General features: G+C 54.1%; 12 protein-coding genes. 1 reads left to right on the forward strand and 11 read right to left on the reverse strand.

The annotated features are described in order from the left end of the window. Positions 1 to 59: 59 nt before the first annotated feature. Positions 60 to 2051, forward strand: a complete 1992-nt coding sequence (locus ACKPVM_RS10815) for a TonB-dependent receptor plug domain-containing protein (protein WP_409309053.1) — start codon at positions 60 to 62, stop codon at positions 2049 to 2051. Between the two features lie 69 nt (positions 2052 to 2120). Here the strand turns inward: ACKPVM_RS10815 and accC are convergent, their stop codons facing one another. The 11 genes from accC to ACKPVM_RS10870 all read right to left on the reverse strand — a co-directional run bounded on the left by accC (position 2121) and on the right by ACKPVM_RS10870 (position 17552). Further along, positions 2121 to 3464: an acetyl-CoA carboxylase biotin carboxylase subunit gene (accC, locus tag ACKPVM_RS10820; protein WP_409309054.1), complete on the reverse strand. Its 1344-nt coding sequence runs from the start codon at positions 3462 to 3464 to the stop codon at positions 2121 to 2123. Between the two features lie 11 nt (positions 3465 to 3475). Further along, on the reverse strand, positions 3476 to 3949 hold the full coding sequence (accB, locus tag ACKPVM_RS10825; protein ID WP_409309055.1) for an acetyl-CoA carboxylase biotin carboxyl carrier protein: 474 nt from the start codon (positions 3947 to 3949) through the stop codon (positions 3476 to 3478). Between the two features lie 25 nt (positions 3950 to 3974). Beyond that, positions 3975 to 4427, reverse strand: coding sequence for a type II 3-dehydroquinate dehydratase (aroQ, locus tag ACKPVM_RS10830; RefSeq protein ID WP_409309056.1), 453 nt, complete (start codon positions 4425 to 4427; stop codon positions 3975 to 3977). 242 nt (positions 4428 to 4669) lie between these two features. Next, positions 4670 to 5278: a protein-methionine-sulfoxide reductase heme-binding subunit MsrQ gene (msrQ, locus tag ACKPVM_RS10835; protein ID WP_409309057.1), complete on the reverse strand. Its 609-nt coding sequence runs from the start codon at positions 5276 to 5278 to the stop codon at positions 4670 to 4672. 65 nt (positions 5279 to 5343) lie between these two features. Continuing rightward, the gene (msrP, locus tag ACKPVM_RS10840) at positions 5344 to 6345 is read right to left on the reverse strand and encodes a protein-methionine-sulfoxide reductase catalytic subunit MsrP (protein WP_409309058.1); all 1002 of its coding nucleotides are present in this window, start codon (positions 6343 to 6345) and stop codon (positions 5344 to 5346) included. Between the two features lie 450 nt (positions 6346 to 6795). Next, complete coding sequence (cobA, locus tag ACKPVM_RS10845; protein ID WP_409309059.1) at positions 6796 to 7629, reverse strand: uroporphyrinogen-III C-methyltransferase; 834 nt, start codon at positions 7627 to 7629, stop codon at positions 6796 to 6798. 25 nt (positions 7630 to 7654) lie between these two features. Next, positions 7655 to 10357, reverse strand: a complete 2703-nt coding sequence (locus ACKPVM_RS10850; protein WP_409309060.1) for a molybdopterin-dependent oxidoreductase — start codon at positions 10355 to 10357, stop codon at positions 7655 to 7657. Beyond that, positions 10354 to 14541 (reverse strand): nitrite reductase large subunit NirB, encoded by a 4188-nt coding sequence (nirB, locus tag ACKPVM_RS10855; protein WP_409309203.1) that lies wholly within the window; start codon positions 14539 to 14541, stop codon positions 10354 to 10356. The genes ACKPVM_RS10850 and nirB overlap by 4 nt, the downstream gene beginning before the upstream one ends. A gap of 19 nt (positions 14542 to 14560) precedes the next feature. Continuing rightward, positions 14561 to 15355 (reverse strand): ABC transporter ATP-binding protein, encoded by a 795-nt coding sequence (locus ACKPVM_RS10860; protein WP_409309061.1) that lies wholly within the window; start codon positions 15353 to 15355, stop codon positions 14561 to 14563. A 10-nt stretch (positions 15356 to 15365) separates the two neighbouring features. Beyond that, positions 15366 to 16280, reverse strand: coding sequence for a nitrate ABC transporter permease (ntrB, locus tag ACKPVM_RS10865; protein WP_409309204.1), 915 nt, complete (start codon positions 16278 to 16280; stop codon positions 15366 to 15368). A 12-nt stretch (positions 16281 to 16292) separates the two neighbouring features. Continuing rightward, entirely contained in the window at positions 16293 to 17552 is a 1260-nt protein-coding gene (locus ACKPVM_RS10870) for a CmpA/NrtA family ABC transporter substrate-binding protein (protein ID WP_409309062.1), read from the reverse strand. Between the last annotated feature and the right edge of the window lie 239 nt (positions 17553 to 17791).

The raw sequence follows: 17791 nt of genomic DNA on the forward strand, positions 1-17791 counted from the left end.
ACGTTATTGCTATCGATATGTAAATAAAAATATAACGATGTGACTTAAGGGAAATTGTGATGCAAATAAAAAAACTAAGTTGGATGCTGTCTATTGGGGTATTACCTCTGGCTTCTGGCGCGTCGGCTTCTGAACCGGTCGTAGCGGAAAATCGGGGCTCGGATGTCATGACGGTCTGGAGTAGCCCGGTTGCTGCGACTCACGATGTCGTGAATCAGGAGCAAATCAATAAATTGAATCGTTATAACGTGGCGGAAACGCTGAATATGGTGCCGGGCGTGACGTTGCAGAAGTCTGGCGGACGTAGTGAGCAGCAGGTAAAAGTCCGTGGTTTTGATAGCCGGCAGGTTCCGGTATTCCTTGACGGTGTTCCCATTTATGTACCTTATGACGGTAATTTGGATCTCGGTCGTTTTCAATCATCCGATCTGGCCGCAGTGGAAGTTTCCAAAGGGTATACCTCACTGCTGCAAGGTCCAAATCAGATGGGAGGATCAATTAACCTCACGACGTTAAGACCGAAGAAAGAGTTGGAAGCGAGTATTCGAATGAACCAGGGTTGGTCACGAGGCCGTGACAACGCTTACAACATGGATACGTCTCTGGGTGGAAAAAATGATTTAGGTTTTTTCCAGGTCAGTGGCAGTCGGCAAAAACAGCGTTTTACCGGGTTACCTCATGGTATCGATAGTCCGACAGCGGGCCGTGAAGGCAAACGGACGAATTCTGGTCATGATGATAAGCGCGGTATGGTAAAAATCGGCTTTACGCCGCGAGAGTCTGATGAGTATGTCTTCACCTACATCAATCAGGATGGTGAAAAAAATACACCACCTTATGCGGGCAACAGCGGTCAGTCGGCACGCTATTGGCAATGGCCTGAATACAACAAAGAAAGCTACTACTATCAAGGAACGACGCAACTTACCGATAGGGTCACACTGAAAAGTCGGCTCTATCATGATGAATTTGAAAATACGTTGCTGATGTACAAAACGCTGGCGGATTTCAATGCTAAGAACGGCAACTATAGCCATTATGCGGATTTCAGTAACGGCGCAGGGCTGCAATTGGGCATCGATATGCGCGATGTGGATTTACTGTCGTTTGCCGTGCATTGGAAAGATGATGTGCATCGTGAGAAAGGCGCAAAAGATGCACCCTATGACCGCTATAAGGATCGTACCTGGTCAATGGCGAGTGAATATCAATGGAACGTCTTTGACAAACTGGACATGGTGTTTGGGACGAGCTACGACTGGCGCGATAGCAAGCAGGGCATGAAGCATGAGAAAAATGGTTCGCTAACCACCTATGAGCAAAATAATCCGCATGCATTCAATTGGCAAATGATGGCGAAGTACCGCTTTGATAATCAAGATGAACTGCGATTTTCACTGTCAGAACGTAGCCGATTCCCTACGCTGAAAGAACGTTATACGACATCAAAACCGGCTAAAAATCAGACGGCACTGGTCAATCCGGATTTGAAACCTGAACGTGCGCAGAACGTTGAGTTGAATTATCGCGGCGGTTTTACCAAAGACTGGGGATACGATACCAGCGTGTATTATAACCGGGTATCGGATGCGATTCTGGCACATAATATTACGCCAAGTCTGATCCAAAACCGTAACAGCGGTCGTGTGGATTATTACGGTTTAGATTTGGGTATCCACGGCGCTATTGATGAGTGGTTATCCGTTGGGGTGAATTATGGTTTGATCCACAGCGATGCTAAGCGCCGGGAAATTGGCAACATCGTCGATTTACCCAAGCATAAGGTGTTTGCCTGGGCGACCGTTAAGCCGGTCGAGTCACTCAGTGTGACCGTGATGCAAGAGGCACGTAGCTGGGGATTCAATAACACGGATAATAATGATAAAACCCGCGGGTTTTCCACGACGAGCGTGCGGCTTGATTATGACATTGGCGCGGGGGTTAGCGTGAATGCATCGGTCAATAATCTGTTTGATAAAGCGTATGCCTATCAGGAAGGTTATTTTGAAGAAGGGCGTAATTACTGGTTAGGGTTTGCTTATCAGTATTAATCGGTTTCTGAAGCCGGAATAATAAAAAGCCAGCGCAAGCGCTGGCTTTTTGAGCAAATATGGAAAGGTTTACTGCAAACCGAGTTTCTTTTCCAGATAGTGGATATTTGCTCCGCCTTTCTGGAAATTCTCGTCGTCCATAATTCTCATCTGCAATTCAACGTTGGTCTTGATGCCGTCAATAATCAGCTCAGCCAACGCATTCTTCATACGAGAAATCGCAATCTCACGAGTTTCGCCATAGGTAATCAGCTTGCCGATCATGGAGTCATAGTACGGTGGTACGGTATAACCGGCGTAAATATGCGATTCCCAACGTACACCGAAACCGCCTGGTGCATGAAAACGCGTAATTTTACCTGGACTCGGCAGGAAAGAGTTCGGATCTTCGGCGTTGATACGGCATTCTACCGCATGACCACGCACAACGACGTCTTCCTGTTTGATGGACAGCGGTTGACCCGCAGCGATACGTAATTGTTCTTTGATCAGGTCCACGCCGGTAATCATTTCTGTTACCGGATGTTCCACCTGAATACGGGTGTTCATTTCAATGAAGTAGAACTCACCGTTTTCGTACAGGAACTCGAACGTACCCGCACCGCGATAGTTGATATCGATACAGGCTTTGGCGCAGCGATCGCCGATATTGCGGCGCAGTTCGTCTGTGATGCCCGGTGCTGGCGCTTCTTCCACCACTTTCTGGTGGCGACGTTGCATGGAGCAGTCACGCTCAGCCAGATAAACGGCATGGCCCTGACCGTCAGCCAATACCTGAATTTCCACGTGACGTGGATTTTCCAGATATTTCTCCATATAGACCATATCGTTATTGAAAGCCGCTTTGGCTTCCGCTTTGGTCATATTGATGGATTGTTCCAGTTCTTTATCACTACGGACGACGCGCATACCACGACCGCCGCCGCCGCCAGAGGCTTTAATAATGACCGGATAGCCAATGCGTTTTGCATGAGCGCGGTTAGCGTCCATGTCACCGTCTAACGGGCCATCAGAGCCAGGTACGGTTGGAACACCTGCTTTTTTCATCGCGGTGATGGCAGACACTTTGTCGCCCATCAGGCGAATAGTTTCTGCACGAGGGCCGATGAAGATAAAGCCAGAACGTTCAACCTGCTCGGCAAAATCCGCGTTTTCGGACAGGAAACCGTAGCCAGGGTGAATCGCGACGGCCCCGGTGATTTCCGCAGCGGAAATGATCGCCGGGATATTCAGATAACTTTTGGTGGACGGTGCAGGGCCGATACATACGGTCTCATCTGCCAGTAATACGTGTTTCAGATCGCGATCCGCACTGGAGTGAACGGCAACGGTTTTGATGCCCAGTTCTTTACAGGCACGCAAAATACGCAGCGCAATCTCTCCGCGGTTTGCGATGACGATTTTATCTAGCATGGTAAGCCTCGTTATTCGATGACAACCAGTGGCTCGTCAAATTCAACGGGTTGACCGTTGTCGAGAAGGATCGCTTTGACCACACCAGCTTTGTCTGCTTCGATTTGGTTCATCATTTTCATCGCTTCAACGATGCACAGTGTGTCGCCAACATTGACTTGCTGGCCCACTTCGATAAACGCTTTTGCGTCAGGGCTTGGGGTGCGGTAGAACGTGCCAACCATTGGAGAACGAACGATGTGACCACTGATAGCGGCTGGGGCAGCTGGCGCGGCGTCTGCTGCGGGTGCCGGTGCAACCGCATTCGCCAGTGCAGGCTGCGGTTGTTGCATCATGGGCGCATAAGCCTGTTGCATCATCGGGTAATTCGGCGCTGCTGGAGCACGACTGATACGTACTGATTCTTCACCTTCAGAAATTTCCAGTTCGGCGATGCCGGACTCTTCAACCAGTTCGATCAGTTTTTTGATTTTACGAATATCCATGGATGTGGTTCCGTACTCTTCTTGTTTAATTGGAAGTTGACAAGCGTTTTACCGCAGTCTGTAAAGCATAGTTATAACCATCCGCCCCAAGCCCGCAAATAACGCCTACCGCTACATCTGAAAGATATGAGTGGTGACGGAAAGATTCGCGTGCATGTACATTGGACAGATGAATCTCGATAAACGGAATGGCGACAGCCAGCAAAGCATCACGCAACGCAACGCTGGTGTGAGTAAACGCAGCCGGATTAATCAAAATAAAATCCGTGTTTCCTCGGGCTTGATGAATGCGATCGATCAAGACATATTCCGCATTGGACTGCAAATGGGAAAAATTAACATTCAGCGTCTGAGCTTGCGTTTCCAAATGACTAACAATCTCTGCCAGCGTGGTACTGCCGTATTTTTCCGGCTCGCGAGTCCCAAGCAGATTGAGGTTAGGACCATTCAAAAGCAAAATGTGAAACTTTTCAGCCATTATGCTGCTATCTCCTGCGATTTACCCAGATTGCCAAAAGGGTGTCGCACAAAATAGCGCGAAGCGATTCGTTTGTCACCTTTCGTGTGCAAATTGTCCGACGCCGAAAATGGAAGTCGTGCATTATAACGATAACGTAGCAATTAGCAGCTAAATACTGGTCTTATCTGCGGAGATACTTCCACAGTAGCACGATATGTTCGGCGAAAAGCGAACCGCTTCAATAGTAAATATCAGCGTTATTAGGCTTTTCGACGCCAATATTGACGAAATTTTTTATAACGGAATAGCAACAAAATTAACGCTATCAGCGCATACAGAATAGGTTGTGGTGAAAGTGTTTTGACTGACCAAAGATAGTGTATCGGTGCAAGAATGGCGACCAGGTAGACGAAGTTATGCAATTTTTGCCAGTGAGATCCCAACTTGCGCATCACCGCCTGTGATGACGTCAGCGTTAGCGCCAGCAATATTAACCAACTGAGGATGCCAAGTGTTAAATAAGGGCGCGAGAGTAATTCTTTTCCCAGCAAAGACAGGTGGTTGAGGCCAAGCTCTAATAATGAATAGCTCACCAGATGCAACGTGGCCCACGCAAAACACCAGAGGCCAATCATACGCCGACTGCGGATAAGTAGCGGTTGTTTGGCATATTGAGCCAGTGGGGTGATCAGCAAAGTGGCGAGCAGCAATTTAAGCGCCATTCTGCCGGTAAAATGCTGGATATCCTTGGCTGGATCGGCGCTTAACCATGATTGATCTACGGCCAAAATTAACCACAGCAGTGGCAACGCCGCAGCTAAATGAATGATGAACTTGAGCCACTTTACCTGTCTTAGTGTCAGTCGCATCCCACCTTCCTTTTATGATCGTTCGTTCGCTTTCGATAAAGTGGCGTAATGACGACACTGGTGACTTAGAAATTGTTCCGAAGATTCAGGCCTCGATATAGCGATGCAACGTGTTCAGCATAGCCATTAAACAACTGGGTTGGTTGGCGCTGTACGTTGAGTAGGCCGCCAGACCCGATCACTCGCTCTGTCGCCTGTGACCAGCGAGGATGGTCGACATGCGGGTTTACATTGGCATAGAAACCGTATTCATCTGGTGCGGCAAGGTTCCAGGTGGAGGGTGGGCGTTCGCGGGTAAAACTGATCTTCACGATAGATTTGATGTTTTTGAAACCGTACTTCCATGGCGTAATCAATCTGATTGGCGCACCGTTCTGCGGGGGGAGCGTTTTGCCATAGACGCCAAGTGTGAGGAGGGAAAGCGGGTGCATGGCTTCATCCATGGTTAACCCTTCCACATAGGGATAGCTCAACCCTCCGCCGAGAAAGCTGTCTTTCTGCCCCGGCATTTGTTTGGGATCGTAAAGGGTTTGAAACGCAACATAGCGTGCATGGCTGGTGGGGTTGGCAAACTTGATCAGTTTTGCCAGCTCAAAACCAACCCAGGGGATAACCATTGACCAGGCTTCGACGCAGCGAAAACGGTAAATTCTTTCCTCCAGCGGGAAACGTTTAATCAGATCGTCAATATCCATCGTGATAGGGTTGGCAATCTCACCATCAATCTGAATTTTCCAGTCTTCTGTTTTCAATCCTCCCGCGTTGGCTGCCGGGTCGGCCTTATCCAGACCAAATTCGAAAAAGTTGTTGTAACCGGTAACCTTATCTTCTGGTGTAAGCGGTAGATCGAGCCGCCAATCGGCGGGTTGCATAAAAGATAACGGTTTCCCCGATGGTGCTTTGGGTTGATCGCTGCCTTTGAACCAGGCCAGCAGATCGGCTTTTGCCGAGAGGGGTAATGACAGTGTTGCGGCGGTAATCCCCAGCGCTTTTAATACGCGCCTACGGTCATGGAAAATAGACTCAGGTGTGACATCGGTTTCGGTTAATTGGCGACGTTTATGCATGGTGAGCTCCCGCAGGTGGGTATGATAATCGATTTAATATGGCACTTTTTATCGCTAACTTTCCTGTGTAGATCGTTGCTGGTATGAGGTTGGCAAGCATGCCTGCGTTTTTACGTTGTCATTTATTTATAATAAACGCGTCAGGAAACATCGAGGAAGTAAGTGAAAGACTTCTTTTCGAGGTGTGACACACCATTTAATCAGAATATCTGAATATAGGTACGACCTATGCCGGTCAGGTATATCGTCTCGCATGCCGCACTTTAAAAAAACGAAAATTCTTTCAATAACATAATGCCCTCCTGAACGGTTATCACAGGTACGAATATGTTTCTTAGAGAGTAACGGGAACACGGTAATAAAGCAGAAAAAAGCATAGAAAGTGGAAAGCGCCTCGAAGAAAAATCGGTTTATTTCGAGGCACTGACTGTAGGCAGGACACCGTTGTCGTCAGGCGGCCTCATGTTTTTCTACCGTCAACCGCGCAGGAGCCGTGTCGACATGCAGCGCTGGATGACGACAGAAGCGGACGACGTCACCGACCACCAATAGGCTAGGCGACTGAGGCTGATAGCGTGCCAGCAAGGCGGGTAAGGTCGATAACGTCGCGGTCAATAGCCGCTGATCTGGCTGCGTGCCGCGTTCGATAATCGCAACGGGCGTCTGGGCTGACAAGCCGTGTTCGATCAGACGCTGGCACAGTCGACTGCTGTGGCTCAGCCCCATATAAAACACTAGCGTTTGCTGGCTGTCCGCCAGCGTCGGCCAGTCTAGCTGCGGTTCGCCATCACGCGAATGCCCCGTCACGAAACGTACCGATTGTGCACAAGCGCGGTGTGTCAGCGGTAATCCCACAGCCGCCGCACAGCCTGTCGCGGCGGTAATTCCGGGAACAACATGGCAGACAATCCCTGCCTGCTGGGCATAGTCCATCTCTTCGCCACCGCGACCAAAAATAAACGGATCGCCGCCCTTGAGACGAATCACCCGTTGCCCGGCCTGTGCTAATTCGACCAACAGCTGATTGATTTTTTCCTGTGACAAACGATGGCAGCCGCGCGTTTTACCGACGTCGATACACAGTGCCTGCTCTGGTACCAGATCCATAATCTCCGCCGACACCAGTCGATCGTAGACCACCACATCGGCCTGCTGGATGGCTCGCAGCGCCTTCAGCGTCAATAGTTCCGCATCGCCCGGTCCTGCGCCCACCAGCCAGATTTCGCCGCCGAGTACCGGCTGACGCCGTTGCCCCTGCGCCAATATCGATTGTGTTGTCATCATGTCACACCTCATTACGCCGTGGCGCTCAACCTGCTTTTTTCAATTCATTGGCCGTTATCTGCACATGCTGACTCAATAACGTCTTCAGTTCGGGGATACAGGAGCCGCAGTTGGTGCCGCATTTCAGCGAGCCACCTAACGCTGCCACGCTGTGGCACCCTTTACGAATCGCGTCGATAATGATTTCTTCGCCGACGCTGTAGCAACTGCAAATCGTTGCGCCTTGCTTCTTCTGTCCCTGTGGAGCCTGACCCGCCAACAGCGCGTGGCGCTCGTGTGGTAGCTGCGGTGGATGGATAAATGCTTGACGCACCGCATCGTAATCAATATGCAGCGCCTGTGCGCTGACATAGCAGGCAACCACGACACGGCCATCACGCCAGCCAATCAGATGAAATATGCCGTTACCCTGTGCAACCTGACACTGCATACCCTCCAGCCCGTAGTGTTCCGCTAGCCACGCCTGCCAGTCGTCTATCGGCATGCGGTCGGCAAACAGGTACTGCGTCACGCCCTCATGGGGGATCTTGCTCCAATAGGTCGCAGGCGGTGGCAGAACGTCATGCTCTTCGGGCAATGACGCTGAAACCGGTTCGCTGGCAAAAAATAGCGTGGCCTGCCAGGCGGTATGCCAGGGTTGGACACGCACCCGACTGTGTTTGCTTTCCGGCTGACCAGAATGGGGATCGGTTATGGGGGCGACTAAACTGTCAGCCCGCGCCTGAGCGCTGAACTGCTGATTCCAGTGCATCGGTACAAACACGCTGCCGCGCGCCTGCCCGGCATCGAGCCGCGCTCGCGCCAGCATCCAGCCGTGCACCGACGACAGACGTACTAAATCACCGGCCTGAATATCATGCGTCTGTGCATCCTGTGGGTGCAGTTCGCAGTAAGGTTCACTGATATGACGCATCAGCCGAGCCGCTTTGCCCGTGCGCGTCATGGTGTGCCACTGATCGCGAATACGCCCGGTATTCAGCACCAGCGGATACGCCGCGCTCCACGGGCTTTGCGGCAGCGACGGCGTTACCGCCACCAGATGCGCTTTGCCATCGGCATGCCAGAATCGGCCATCGTCACCCAGTCGGGCGCGTCCGTTCGGGAATGTCGTATTCACCGGCCACTGTATTGGTTCCATCTGCTGCCACTCTTGATTACTGAGCGTCGCCAGCCCGCTGATATCAAACGCCCGGCTGCCGTTATTCTCAAAACCGGATAGCGCCGCATGTTCACGAAAGATGTCCGCCGGATGCTGATAGGAAAATGCTGCGGCAAACCCCATACGCTGCGCCACCTGGCTCAGAATCCACCAGTCGGCTTTGGCTTCCCCCGGCGCAGATAGAAAGGCACGCTGACGAGACAACCGGCGTTCGGAATTAGTCACCGTGCCGTCTTTTTCCCCCCAGCCCAGTGCGGGGAGTAAGATATCGGCGGTTTCTGCGGTATCGGTATGACGCATCACTTCGGAGACGATCACCAGCGGACAGCGCTCCAGCGCTTGTTTCACCCGATCCGCATCCGGCATCGATACCACCGGGTTGGTACCCATCACCCATACCGCTTTAACCTCGCCACACTCAATCGCACGGAACAGGTCTACGGCATTCAGGCCAGGCTGTGTCGCGACGTTATCGCTCTGCCAGAAACGACCAACACGCTCGATATCCTGCGGCGTAAACCCCATGTGGCTGGCGAGCTGATTGGCTAACCCGCCAACTTCCCGCCCGCCCATCGCGTTGGGCTGTCCGGTTATCGAAAAAGGGCCAGAACCCGGCACGCCGATTTTGCCGCTCAGCAGATGGGCATTGATAATCGCATTACATTTATCGCTGCCCGAGGACGACTGATTAATGCCCTGTGAATAGAGCGTCACCACCTTTTCGCTCGTGCTAAACAGGTGGTAGAAACGTGCGATATCGGTTTCATCCAACTGACAGAAATCCGCCACCTGTGCCACCGACCATGTCTGTGCTGACTGCAATGCCGCTTCCACGCCGGAAAAACGCTCGGCCGATTCGGCAATATTGGTACGCGAATCTTGAGCAATCCAATGCAGCAGGCCGTTAAACAACCCCGCATCGCTGCCGGGTTGCAGCGGTAAATGCAGATCGGCGATATCGCAGGTTGCGGTACGTCGAGGATCAATCACCACCACCTGCATCTGCGGCCGCTGCTGTTTCGCCTGCACCAGTCGCTGATACACCACCGGATGCGCCCAGGCGGTATTGGACCCCACTAAAACCACCACATCCGCCTGCTCGATATCTTCATAACTACAGGGAACGGCATCAGCCCCCAGCCCGCGTTTGTAGCCAATCACCGCAGACGCCATGCACAGGCGCGAATTGGTATCCATATTGGCGACGCCAATGAAGCCCTTCATCAGCTTGTTAGCGACGTAGTAATCTTCCGTCAGTAGCTGGCCTGAACCATAAAACGCCACCGACTGCGGGCCGTGTTGCTGCATGGTCGCCAGCAGCCGTTCGGCCACCGTATCGAGCGCCTGCTCCCAGCTCACGCGACGCCCTTCCACTAGAGGCCACAGCAGGCGACCTTTCAAATCCAGCGTTTCTCCCAGCGCGGAGCCTTTGACGCACAGACGACCCAAATTCGCCGGATGTGCGGGATCCCCGCTGATCTTTACCGCACCTTGCCCATCGTGTTCTGCCAGCACGCCACAGCCGACGCCACAATACGGGCAGGTTGTCCGACAGACTCGCGCGTTCATGATGCTTTCGCCATCGCAGAGTCAGCCAACGCGATGTTTTCAGGTACAGCCAGCGGTTGACGGCATACCCAAATTTCACCGGCTTCCACGCGCACCGGCCAGGCGCGCACGTATAGTGCGCTGTCATCCGGACTCACGCCATCCCGCAGCTTGAAGCGTTTTTTGTACAGCGGAGAAATTACCACCGGTTCGCCCGCCACATCGCCGATCAACCCACGGGACAGAACATTCGCCCCGCTGCCCGGTTCGTGGTTTTCTAACGCGTAGACCTGCTGCTCGCTACCCGGCAGATGGAACAACGCAATCTGCTGCTGTCCGAGACGCGCCGCCATACCGGTATGGAGTGGAATATCCCCCAGCGTCGCCACTTGTACCCACTCCGCTTCATGCGCGGCGGGTTTCAGGGCAACCGGCTCTGTTGATGCCGTTTTTTCATGCTCCTGTGCCGGACGGATCTGCCCGCGCTCAGGCACCATCACCACCGCTTCATCCGGGCTATCGCTGTTCAGGAAGCCACGGAACAGTGCCAGACGTTCCGGGCTTTCCAGCGTGGTTTGCCATTCGCACTGGTAAGCATTCACCACGCGCTGCATCTCTTTATCTAATTCTTCGCCGATATTCAGGCTATCTTCGAGAATCACCTGACGCAGATAATCGATACCGCCTTCCAGATTATCCATCCAGGTGCTGGTACGCTGGAGACGATCGCCAGTGCGGATATAGAACATCAAGACCCGATCGATAGTACGCAGCAGGGTTTCTGTATCCAGATCGCTGGCGAAGAGATCCGCATGACGCGGTTTCATACCGCCGTTGCCGCACACGTAAAGGTTCCAGCCTTTATCAGTGGCAATCACACCGATATCCTTGCTCTGCGCTTCTGCACATTCACGGGTACAGCCGGAAACCGCCATTTTGACTTTATGCGGCGAGCGCAGCCCCTTGTAACGGTGCTCCAGTTGAATCGCCAGCCCAGTGGAATCCTGCACGCCGTAGCGGCACCAGGTCGATCCCACGCAGGATTTCACGGTACGCAGCGATTTGCCGTAGGCATGACCGGTTTCAAATCCGGCGTCGATCAGCTCACGCCAGATCGCTGGAAGCTGCTCTAAGCGAGCACCGAATAAATCCACCCGCTGACCGCCGGTGATCTTGGTGTACAGCTTATAGCGCTGCGCCACCTGACCGATAGCGATCAGGCCTTCCGGCGTAATTTCTCCCGCCGGCACACGCGGCACGACAGAATAGGTGCCATCTTTTTGGATATTGGCGAAGAAACGATCGTTGGTATCCTGCAACGGCAGATGTTGCGGTTGCAGCAGGTAGTCATTCCAGCAGGACGCCAGCATCGACCCCACCAGCGGCTTACACACTTCGCAGCCCAAACCATGGCCGTAACGCTCAAGAAGGCTGTCGAACGAGCGGATTTCATGCACGCGAATCAGGTGATACAGCTCCTGACGCGAATAGGCGAAATGCTCACAAATATCTTTCTTCACTTCGACGCCCAGTTGCGTCAGTTCGTACTCCATTACCTGCTTAAGCAAAGGCACACAGCCACCGCAGCCCGTCCCCGCTTTGGTGCAGGTTTTCAGCGCACCCAGTTCGCCGCACCCACCTGCCACCGTCGCCGAGATATCGCCTTTGCTGACGTTATGACAGGAGCAAATCTGTGCGCTAGCGGGTAATGCCGCCACGCCCAATCCTTTCGGCGCATCACCGGAACGCGCGGGCAAAATCAGCCCTTCCGGCTGTGCGGGCAACGGCATATCGTTGAGCATCATTTGCAGCAGCGTACTGTAATCGCTACTGTCACCAATCAGTACCGCACCCAGCAAATGTTTGCCGTCGGCAGAGACGACAATTTTCTTGTAGATCTCATTTGGGCCATCCGTCCACTGGTAGCTTTGGCTTCCCGCCGTGCGGCCGTGCGCATCACCAATCGAAGCCACTTCTACGCCCAACAGCTTCAATTTGGTACTCATGTCTGCACCAGTAAATGCAGTATCGCGCTGCGCCAGCGTATCCGCCACGCTGCGCGCCATCTGGTAGCCCGGTGCTACCAGCCCGAAAATCTGTCCTTTCCACAGCGCACATTCGCCTATGGCGAAAATCGCGTCATCCGAGGTCTGGCAATGGTCGTCAATGACAATGCCGCCGCGCGGCCCTTTCTCTAAATCACAGCTATCTGCCAGTTTGTCACGTGGACGAATCCCGGCGGAAAACAGCACCAAATCGGTTTCCAACACGCTGCCGTCGGCAAAGCAGAGCCGATGTAGCGCCTGCTCGCCGTCGGTGATCTCACGCGTTTCTTTGCTGAGATGAATCTGTACGCCCAGCGCTTCAATTTTGCGGCGCAGCATAGCGGCACCGCCGTCATCCAGCTGCACCGCCATCAGGCGCGGCGCAAACTCCACCACATGGGTATCCAGCCCCAACTGACGCAGCGCGTTTGCCGCCTCCAGCCCCAGTAGACCGCCGCCAATTACCACGCCAGACTTGCCCTTTTTCGCCTGTGCCGCAATCGCGTCCAGATCGTCCAGCGTGCGATACACCAAACAGCCGGGGCGCGTGTTGCCGGGAATCGGCGGAACAAACGCATAAGAGCCGGTCGCCAGCACCAGCTTGTCGTAGGCGGTTTCTCGGCCCTGTGCATCGCAGACGCACTGACGTTCACGATCGATAGCCACGATCTCGCTGGCGCTGCGCAGCTCAATGCCGCTCTCGGCAAAAAAGCCATCTTTTACCAGTGACAACGAAGCAGCGCTGCGGCCGGAAAAATACTCGGAGAGGTGAACGCGGTCATAGGCTTCATGCCGTTCTTCACCGAATACGACAATGTGGTAATGCTGATGCAGGTCACGCTCAACCAGTTGTTCAAGAAAATAGTGGCCGACCATACCGTGGCCGACGACAACCAAAATAGGTTTGCTCATGACAGGAATCCTTACAGCTTCAGGCTGTGGGTCAGAATCAGGGGAAGAAAGGCCGAAAAGCAGCGAGGCAGGCGGAAGCATCTTGCCTTCAGTCGTGTTCTCCATTGCGGCCAGCAGACGCTGACTGTCATCGGTGTCGCCATACAGCAGGACACCGCTCAGCCGACCGTCGCGAACCAGCAGACGACGGTAGTGCTGCGTCTGTGGATCAAACAGGGTGTACACCTCATCATCGGGTGCCACGTTAATATCGCCGCCGCTGACCACGCCAATTCCTGTGACTTTCAGCCGTGTCGCCGCCTGTTCACGCTGATAGTCTTTCGGTGTGAGTCCGGCCAGGCGTTGTGCCACCAGCGTGGCATGGGCGAAACACGGAGCAACCAGCCCGAAGGTTTCGCCATTGAGTTCACAACACTCGCCAATCGCGCTGATGTACGGGTCGGCAGTTTGCAGTTGCCCATCCACCAGCACGCCACGGTTACAGGGCAAGCCACACTCGCGTGCCAATTGGCTGGCAGGGATCACGCCTGCCGTCACCACCACCAGTCCAGCAGAGAGAGTGCGGCCATCCGCCAGTTCGACCGCTGTCACACCGTGTTCATCGCCATGCAGTGCAACAATCTGTACATTCGTCTCACAGACAATGCCGCGCTCACGCAGGCTGTCGCACAACAGCTCGCTCGCCGTCGCATCCAGTTGACGCTCCATCAGAATCGGGTTGCGGTGCAATAAGGTGACGTCGGCACCGCGCAGTTTCAGCGCTGCCGCCGCTTCAATGCCGAGCAAACCGCCGCCAATGACCACTGTGGGAACGGATCGACGAATCGTCGCCAGCATCAATTCAACGTCATCCAGCGTGCGAAAACCGCACACCCCCGCCAAATCGATACCGGGCATCGGTGGCATAAACGGCGTGGATCCGGTCGCCAGCACCAGATGATCGTAATGCAGTTGCCGTTGCGTCGTTGTCACCTCACGCTGCCGGCGATCGATATGGGTTACCCGCTCACCCAGTAGCGTGTTTACCGGCAGCGCTGCATCGTCGTCGATAGTTGCAGGCATCAGCACGGTATCTGTAAACGCCTTTTCACCGCCCAATACCGGCGACAGCATAATGCGGTTGTAGCTGGCGTGGGGCTCATCGCCAATCACCGTGATGCGGTAGCGCGTCGCAGCCAGCTGGCACAGCGTATCGACAAATCTCGCACTCGCCATCCCGTTACCAATCACAATCAGATGCGGTTTCATCATCGTTCCGATCTCGATGTCAGGCTGCTTTCGGCTGTTTTTCATATAAGAAATGCAGCACCTGCTGGCGATAGTGGTGGTAGCGCGGATCGTCAGCCAGTGCGACACGTGAACGCGGACGTTCCAGTCCGACCGTCATGATTTCCCCCACCGTCGCTGCCGGGCCGTTCGTCATCATCAGCACGCGATCCGACAGCAGTACCGCCTCGTCTACGTCGTGCGTAATCAGCACAATCGTGGTTTGCAAACGCTGCTGAATCTCCATCACCGCATCCTGAAGGTGCGCACGGGTCAGCGCATCCAGCGCGCCGAAGGGTTCATCCATCAGCAGCACTTTCGGCTTCATAGCCAGTGCACGGGCAATCCCCACACGCTGCTTCATTCCGCCGGAGATTTCATTCGGCCGCTTGTTCAGCGCATGCCCCATGTGCACCAGTTCCAGATTGTGGGTAATCCATTCGTGCATCTCGTGCTTGTTCATCTGCCCGCGAAATACCTGACGTACTGCCAGCGCCACGTTTTCGTAGGTGGTCAGCCATGGCAGCAGCGAGTGGTTCTGAAACACCACGCCGCGCTCCGGCCCCGGTCCGTCGATTTCACGATTGTCACACAGCAGGCCACCGCTGCTCGGCAGCGTCAAACCGGCGATCAGGTTCAATAACGTAGATTTGCCGCAGCCGGAATGGCCAATCAGGCTGATCGTCTCCCCGGTGTGAATGTCGAAACTCACCTGATCGAGCGCCAGAAACTCACCGCTGGCGGTATTGAAACGCTGGCTCACCTGCTGCACTTGAATAATGGGTGTTGTACGCATCGTCGGCTCCTTAGCGGTTGTCATAGCTGAAACGGTTAGCAATCCACACCAGTCCCTGCTCCAGCAGCAGACCGATAACGCCAATCACCACGATGGCGATGATGATGTTTTCCACATTCAGGTTGTTCCACTCATTCCAAATCCAGAAACCGATACCGACACCGCCCGTCAGCATCTCGGCTGCCACAATCACCAGCCAGGCGACGCCAATCGATAAGCGCACGCCGGTCAATACGTTAGGCAACACCGCAGGCAGCAGAATTTTGCGCATGATGGTGAACTCGGAGAGTTTCAGCACCCGCGCCACGTTCAGGTAATCCTGCGGGATGTGGCGCACGCCTTCGGCAGTGTTGAGGATCATCGGCCAGATGGAGCAAATAAAAATGGTCCAACTGGATGCCGGTTCGGCACGCTGAAACAGCAGCAGGCCGATAGGCAGCCAGGCCAGCGGACTAACCGGGCGCAGCAGAGAAATGATCGGGTTGAGCATGTTAGCCAGAAAGGTAAAACGCCCAATCAGGAAACCGGTGGGAATGCCGACCAGCGCCGCCAGCCCAAAGCCGATACCAACACGTTGCAGTGAGGCCAATACGTTCCAGCCGATGCCCTGATCGTTTGGCCCGGCGATATAAAACGGATCGGCGAAGAGGCTGAGCGCCGCAAGCCAGGTTGTCCACGGCGTCGGGAAGTTCTCGCTGTTGAGTGCGGCAACCTGCCAAACGGTAATCAGCAGCCCTAGCCCGAGTACCGCTGGGAAAAGTGACTGAAACAGCTTACGCAGCCGTGGTCGGTAGGTGAAAGTAGGCGCTGTCGGTGCTTTTTCCAGCATCGCCGGTTTGGTTGGCAGCGGCATAATTTCAGCGCTGTGCACGGTATCAGTGGCGTTATCCGCGACAATAGGAATGATTTTGGCCTGGTTTGTCATCATCAACCTCGCTTATTTCTTCACGCTAAAACTGTTGGCATAACCCACCGGATCGCTGCCGTCCCAACGGACGCCATCGATAAGCACGCTGCTGCGCATGTCGCTACCAGGCAACGGTATATTCCCCACGGCTTCGACGGCCTGCTTGTAGATATCAATGCGGTTAACCTGCTTAGCGACAGCCAGATAGTCCGGCTCCTCGGTGAGAAGGCCCCAGCGTTTGTGTTGGGTGAGGAACCACATGCCGTCGGACAGGTACGGGTAATTCACGGAACCGTCGTGGTAGAAACGCATCGCGTGTTCGTCTTTCCAGTTTTTCCCCAGTCCGTTTTCGTACTGGCCCAGCATACGTCCGACGATAGTGTCTTCTTTGGCATTGATGTAGGCGCGTCCGGCAACGATGCCTGCCGTTTCGCGGCGGTTATCGTCCGATGTGTCAATCCAGCGTGACGTGTCGAGGATCGCGGCGGTCAGTGCCCGGGCGCTATTGGGGTTGGCGTTCGCCCAATCAGCGCGGGTACCCAACACTTTTTCAGGGTGATCCGGCCAGATGTCTTGCGAGGTGGCGGCGGTAAAGCCGATTTTTTCGCTGATAGCACGCTGGTTCCACGGCTCGCCGACGCAGTAGCCCACCATGTTGCCAATCTTCATGTTCATCACCATCTGCGGCGGTGGTACCACCACGGTGCGCACGTCGTTCAGCGGGTGGATCCCGGCAGAAGCCAGCCAGTAGTAGAGCCACATGGCATGTGTGCCGGTAGGAAAGGTTTGTGCGAAGGTGTAGGTGCCTGCCGGGCTGGCGGCGACATACTTCTGTAGCGCGGCGAGATCTGTAACGTTGGCGTCACGCAACTGGTTCGCCAGCGTGATCCCCTGACCGTTCTGATTGAGCGTCATCAGTGCCGCCATGTTGCTCTGCGAGCCAGACAGCCCCATTTGCAGGCCGTACAACTGACCATAAAGAATGTGGGCCGCATCCAATTCACCCGACACCAGCTTGTCGCGTACCGCCGCCCAACTGGCTTCTTTGCTGGGAACAATCGTGATGCCGTATTTCTTATCGAAGCCTTTTACTGCTGCCATCACGACCGAGGCGCAGTCCGTCAACGGGATAAAGCCAACCCGGATTTCCTTTTTCTCCGGGGCGTCGGAACCTGCGGCCCATGCGCTATTCATCAGCCCTGGCAGCATCAGGCTGCCTCCCAGCGCAGCACTCCCCAACAGAAACTGGCGGCGAGAGACGGTCATGCTTTTGGTTTTTGAATCACTCATCAACGATACCTTTGAGCAAAACACCTTTTCAGGCGGTAAAAAACAAAAACGACGTCCACAAGCCCATGCAGAATCTGCACGCTTATGAACGCCGTTGTCCGGTTAACACCTTCCGCACCGCCGTTGGTCCGAAACGCATTATGAATGCTTAGTTGTTGCTAATAAGTTAAAGCAAGGTTTATGCCAAGAGCGATATTTTTGTTGCTAGGAGCGTAAATAACGCTGAAGAAAAAAATAGG

Source organism: Pectobacterium hainanensis (genome assembly GCF_046237015.1).
Taxonomy (GTDB): Bacteria; Pseudomonadota; Gammaproteobacteria; order Enterobacterales; family Enterobacteriaceae; genus JBJYIN01.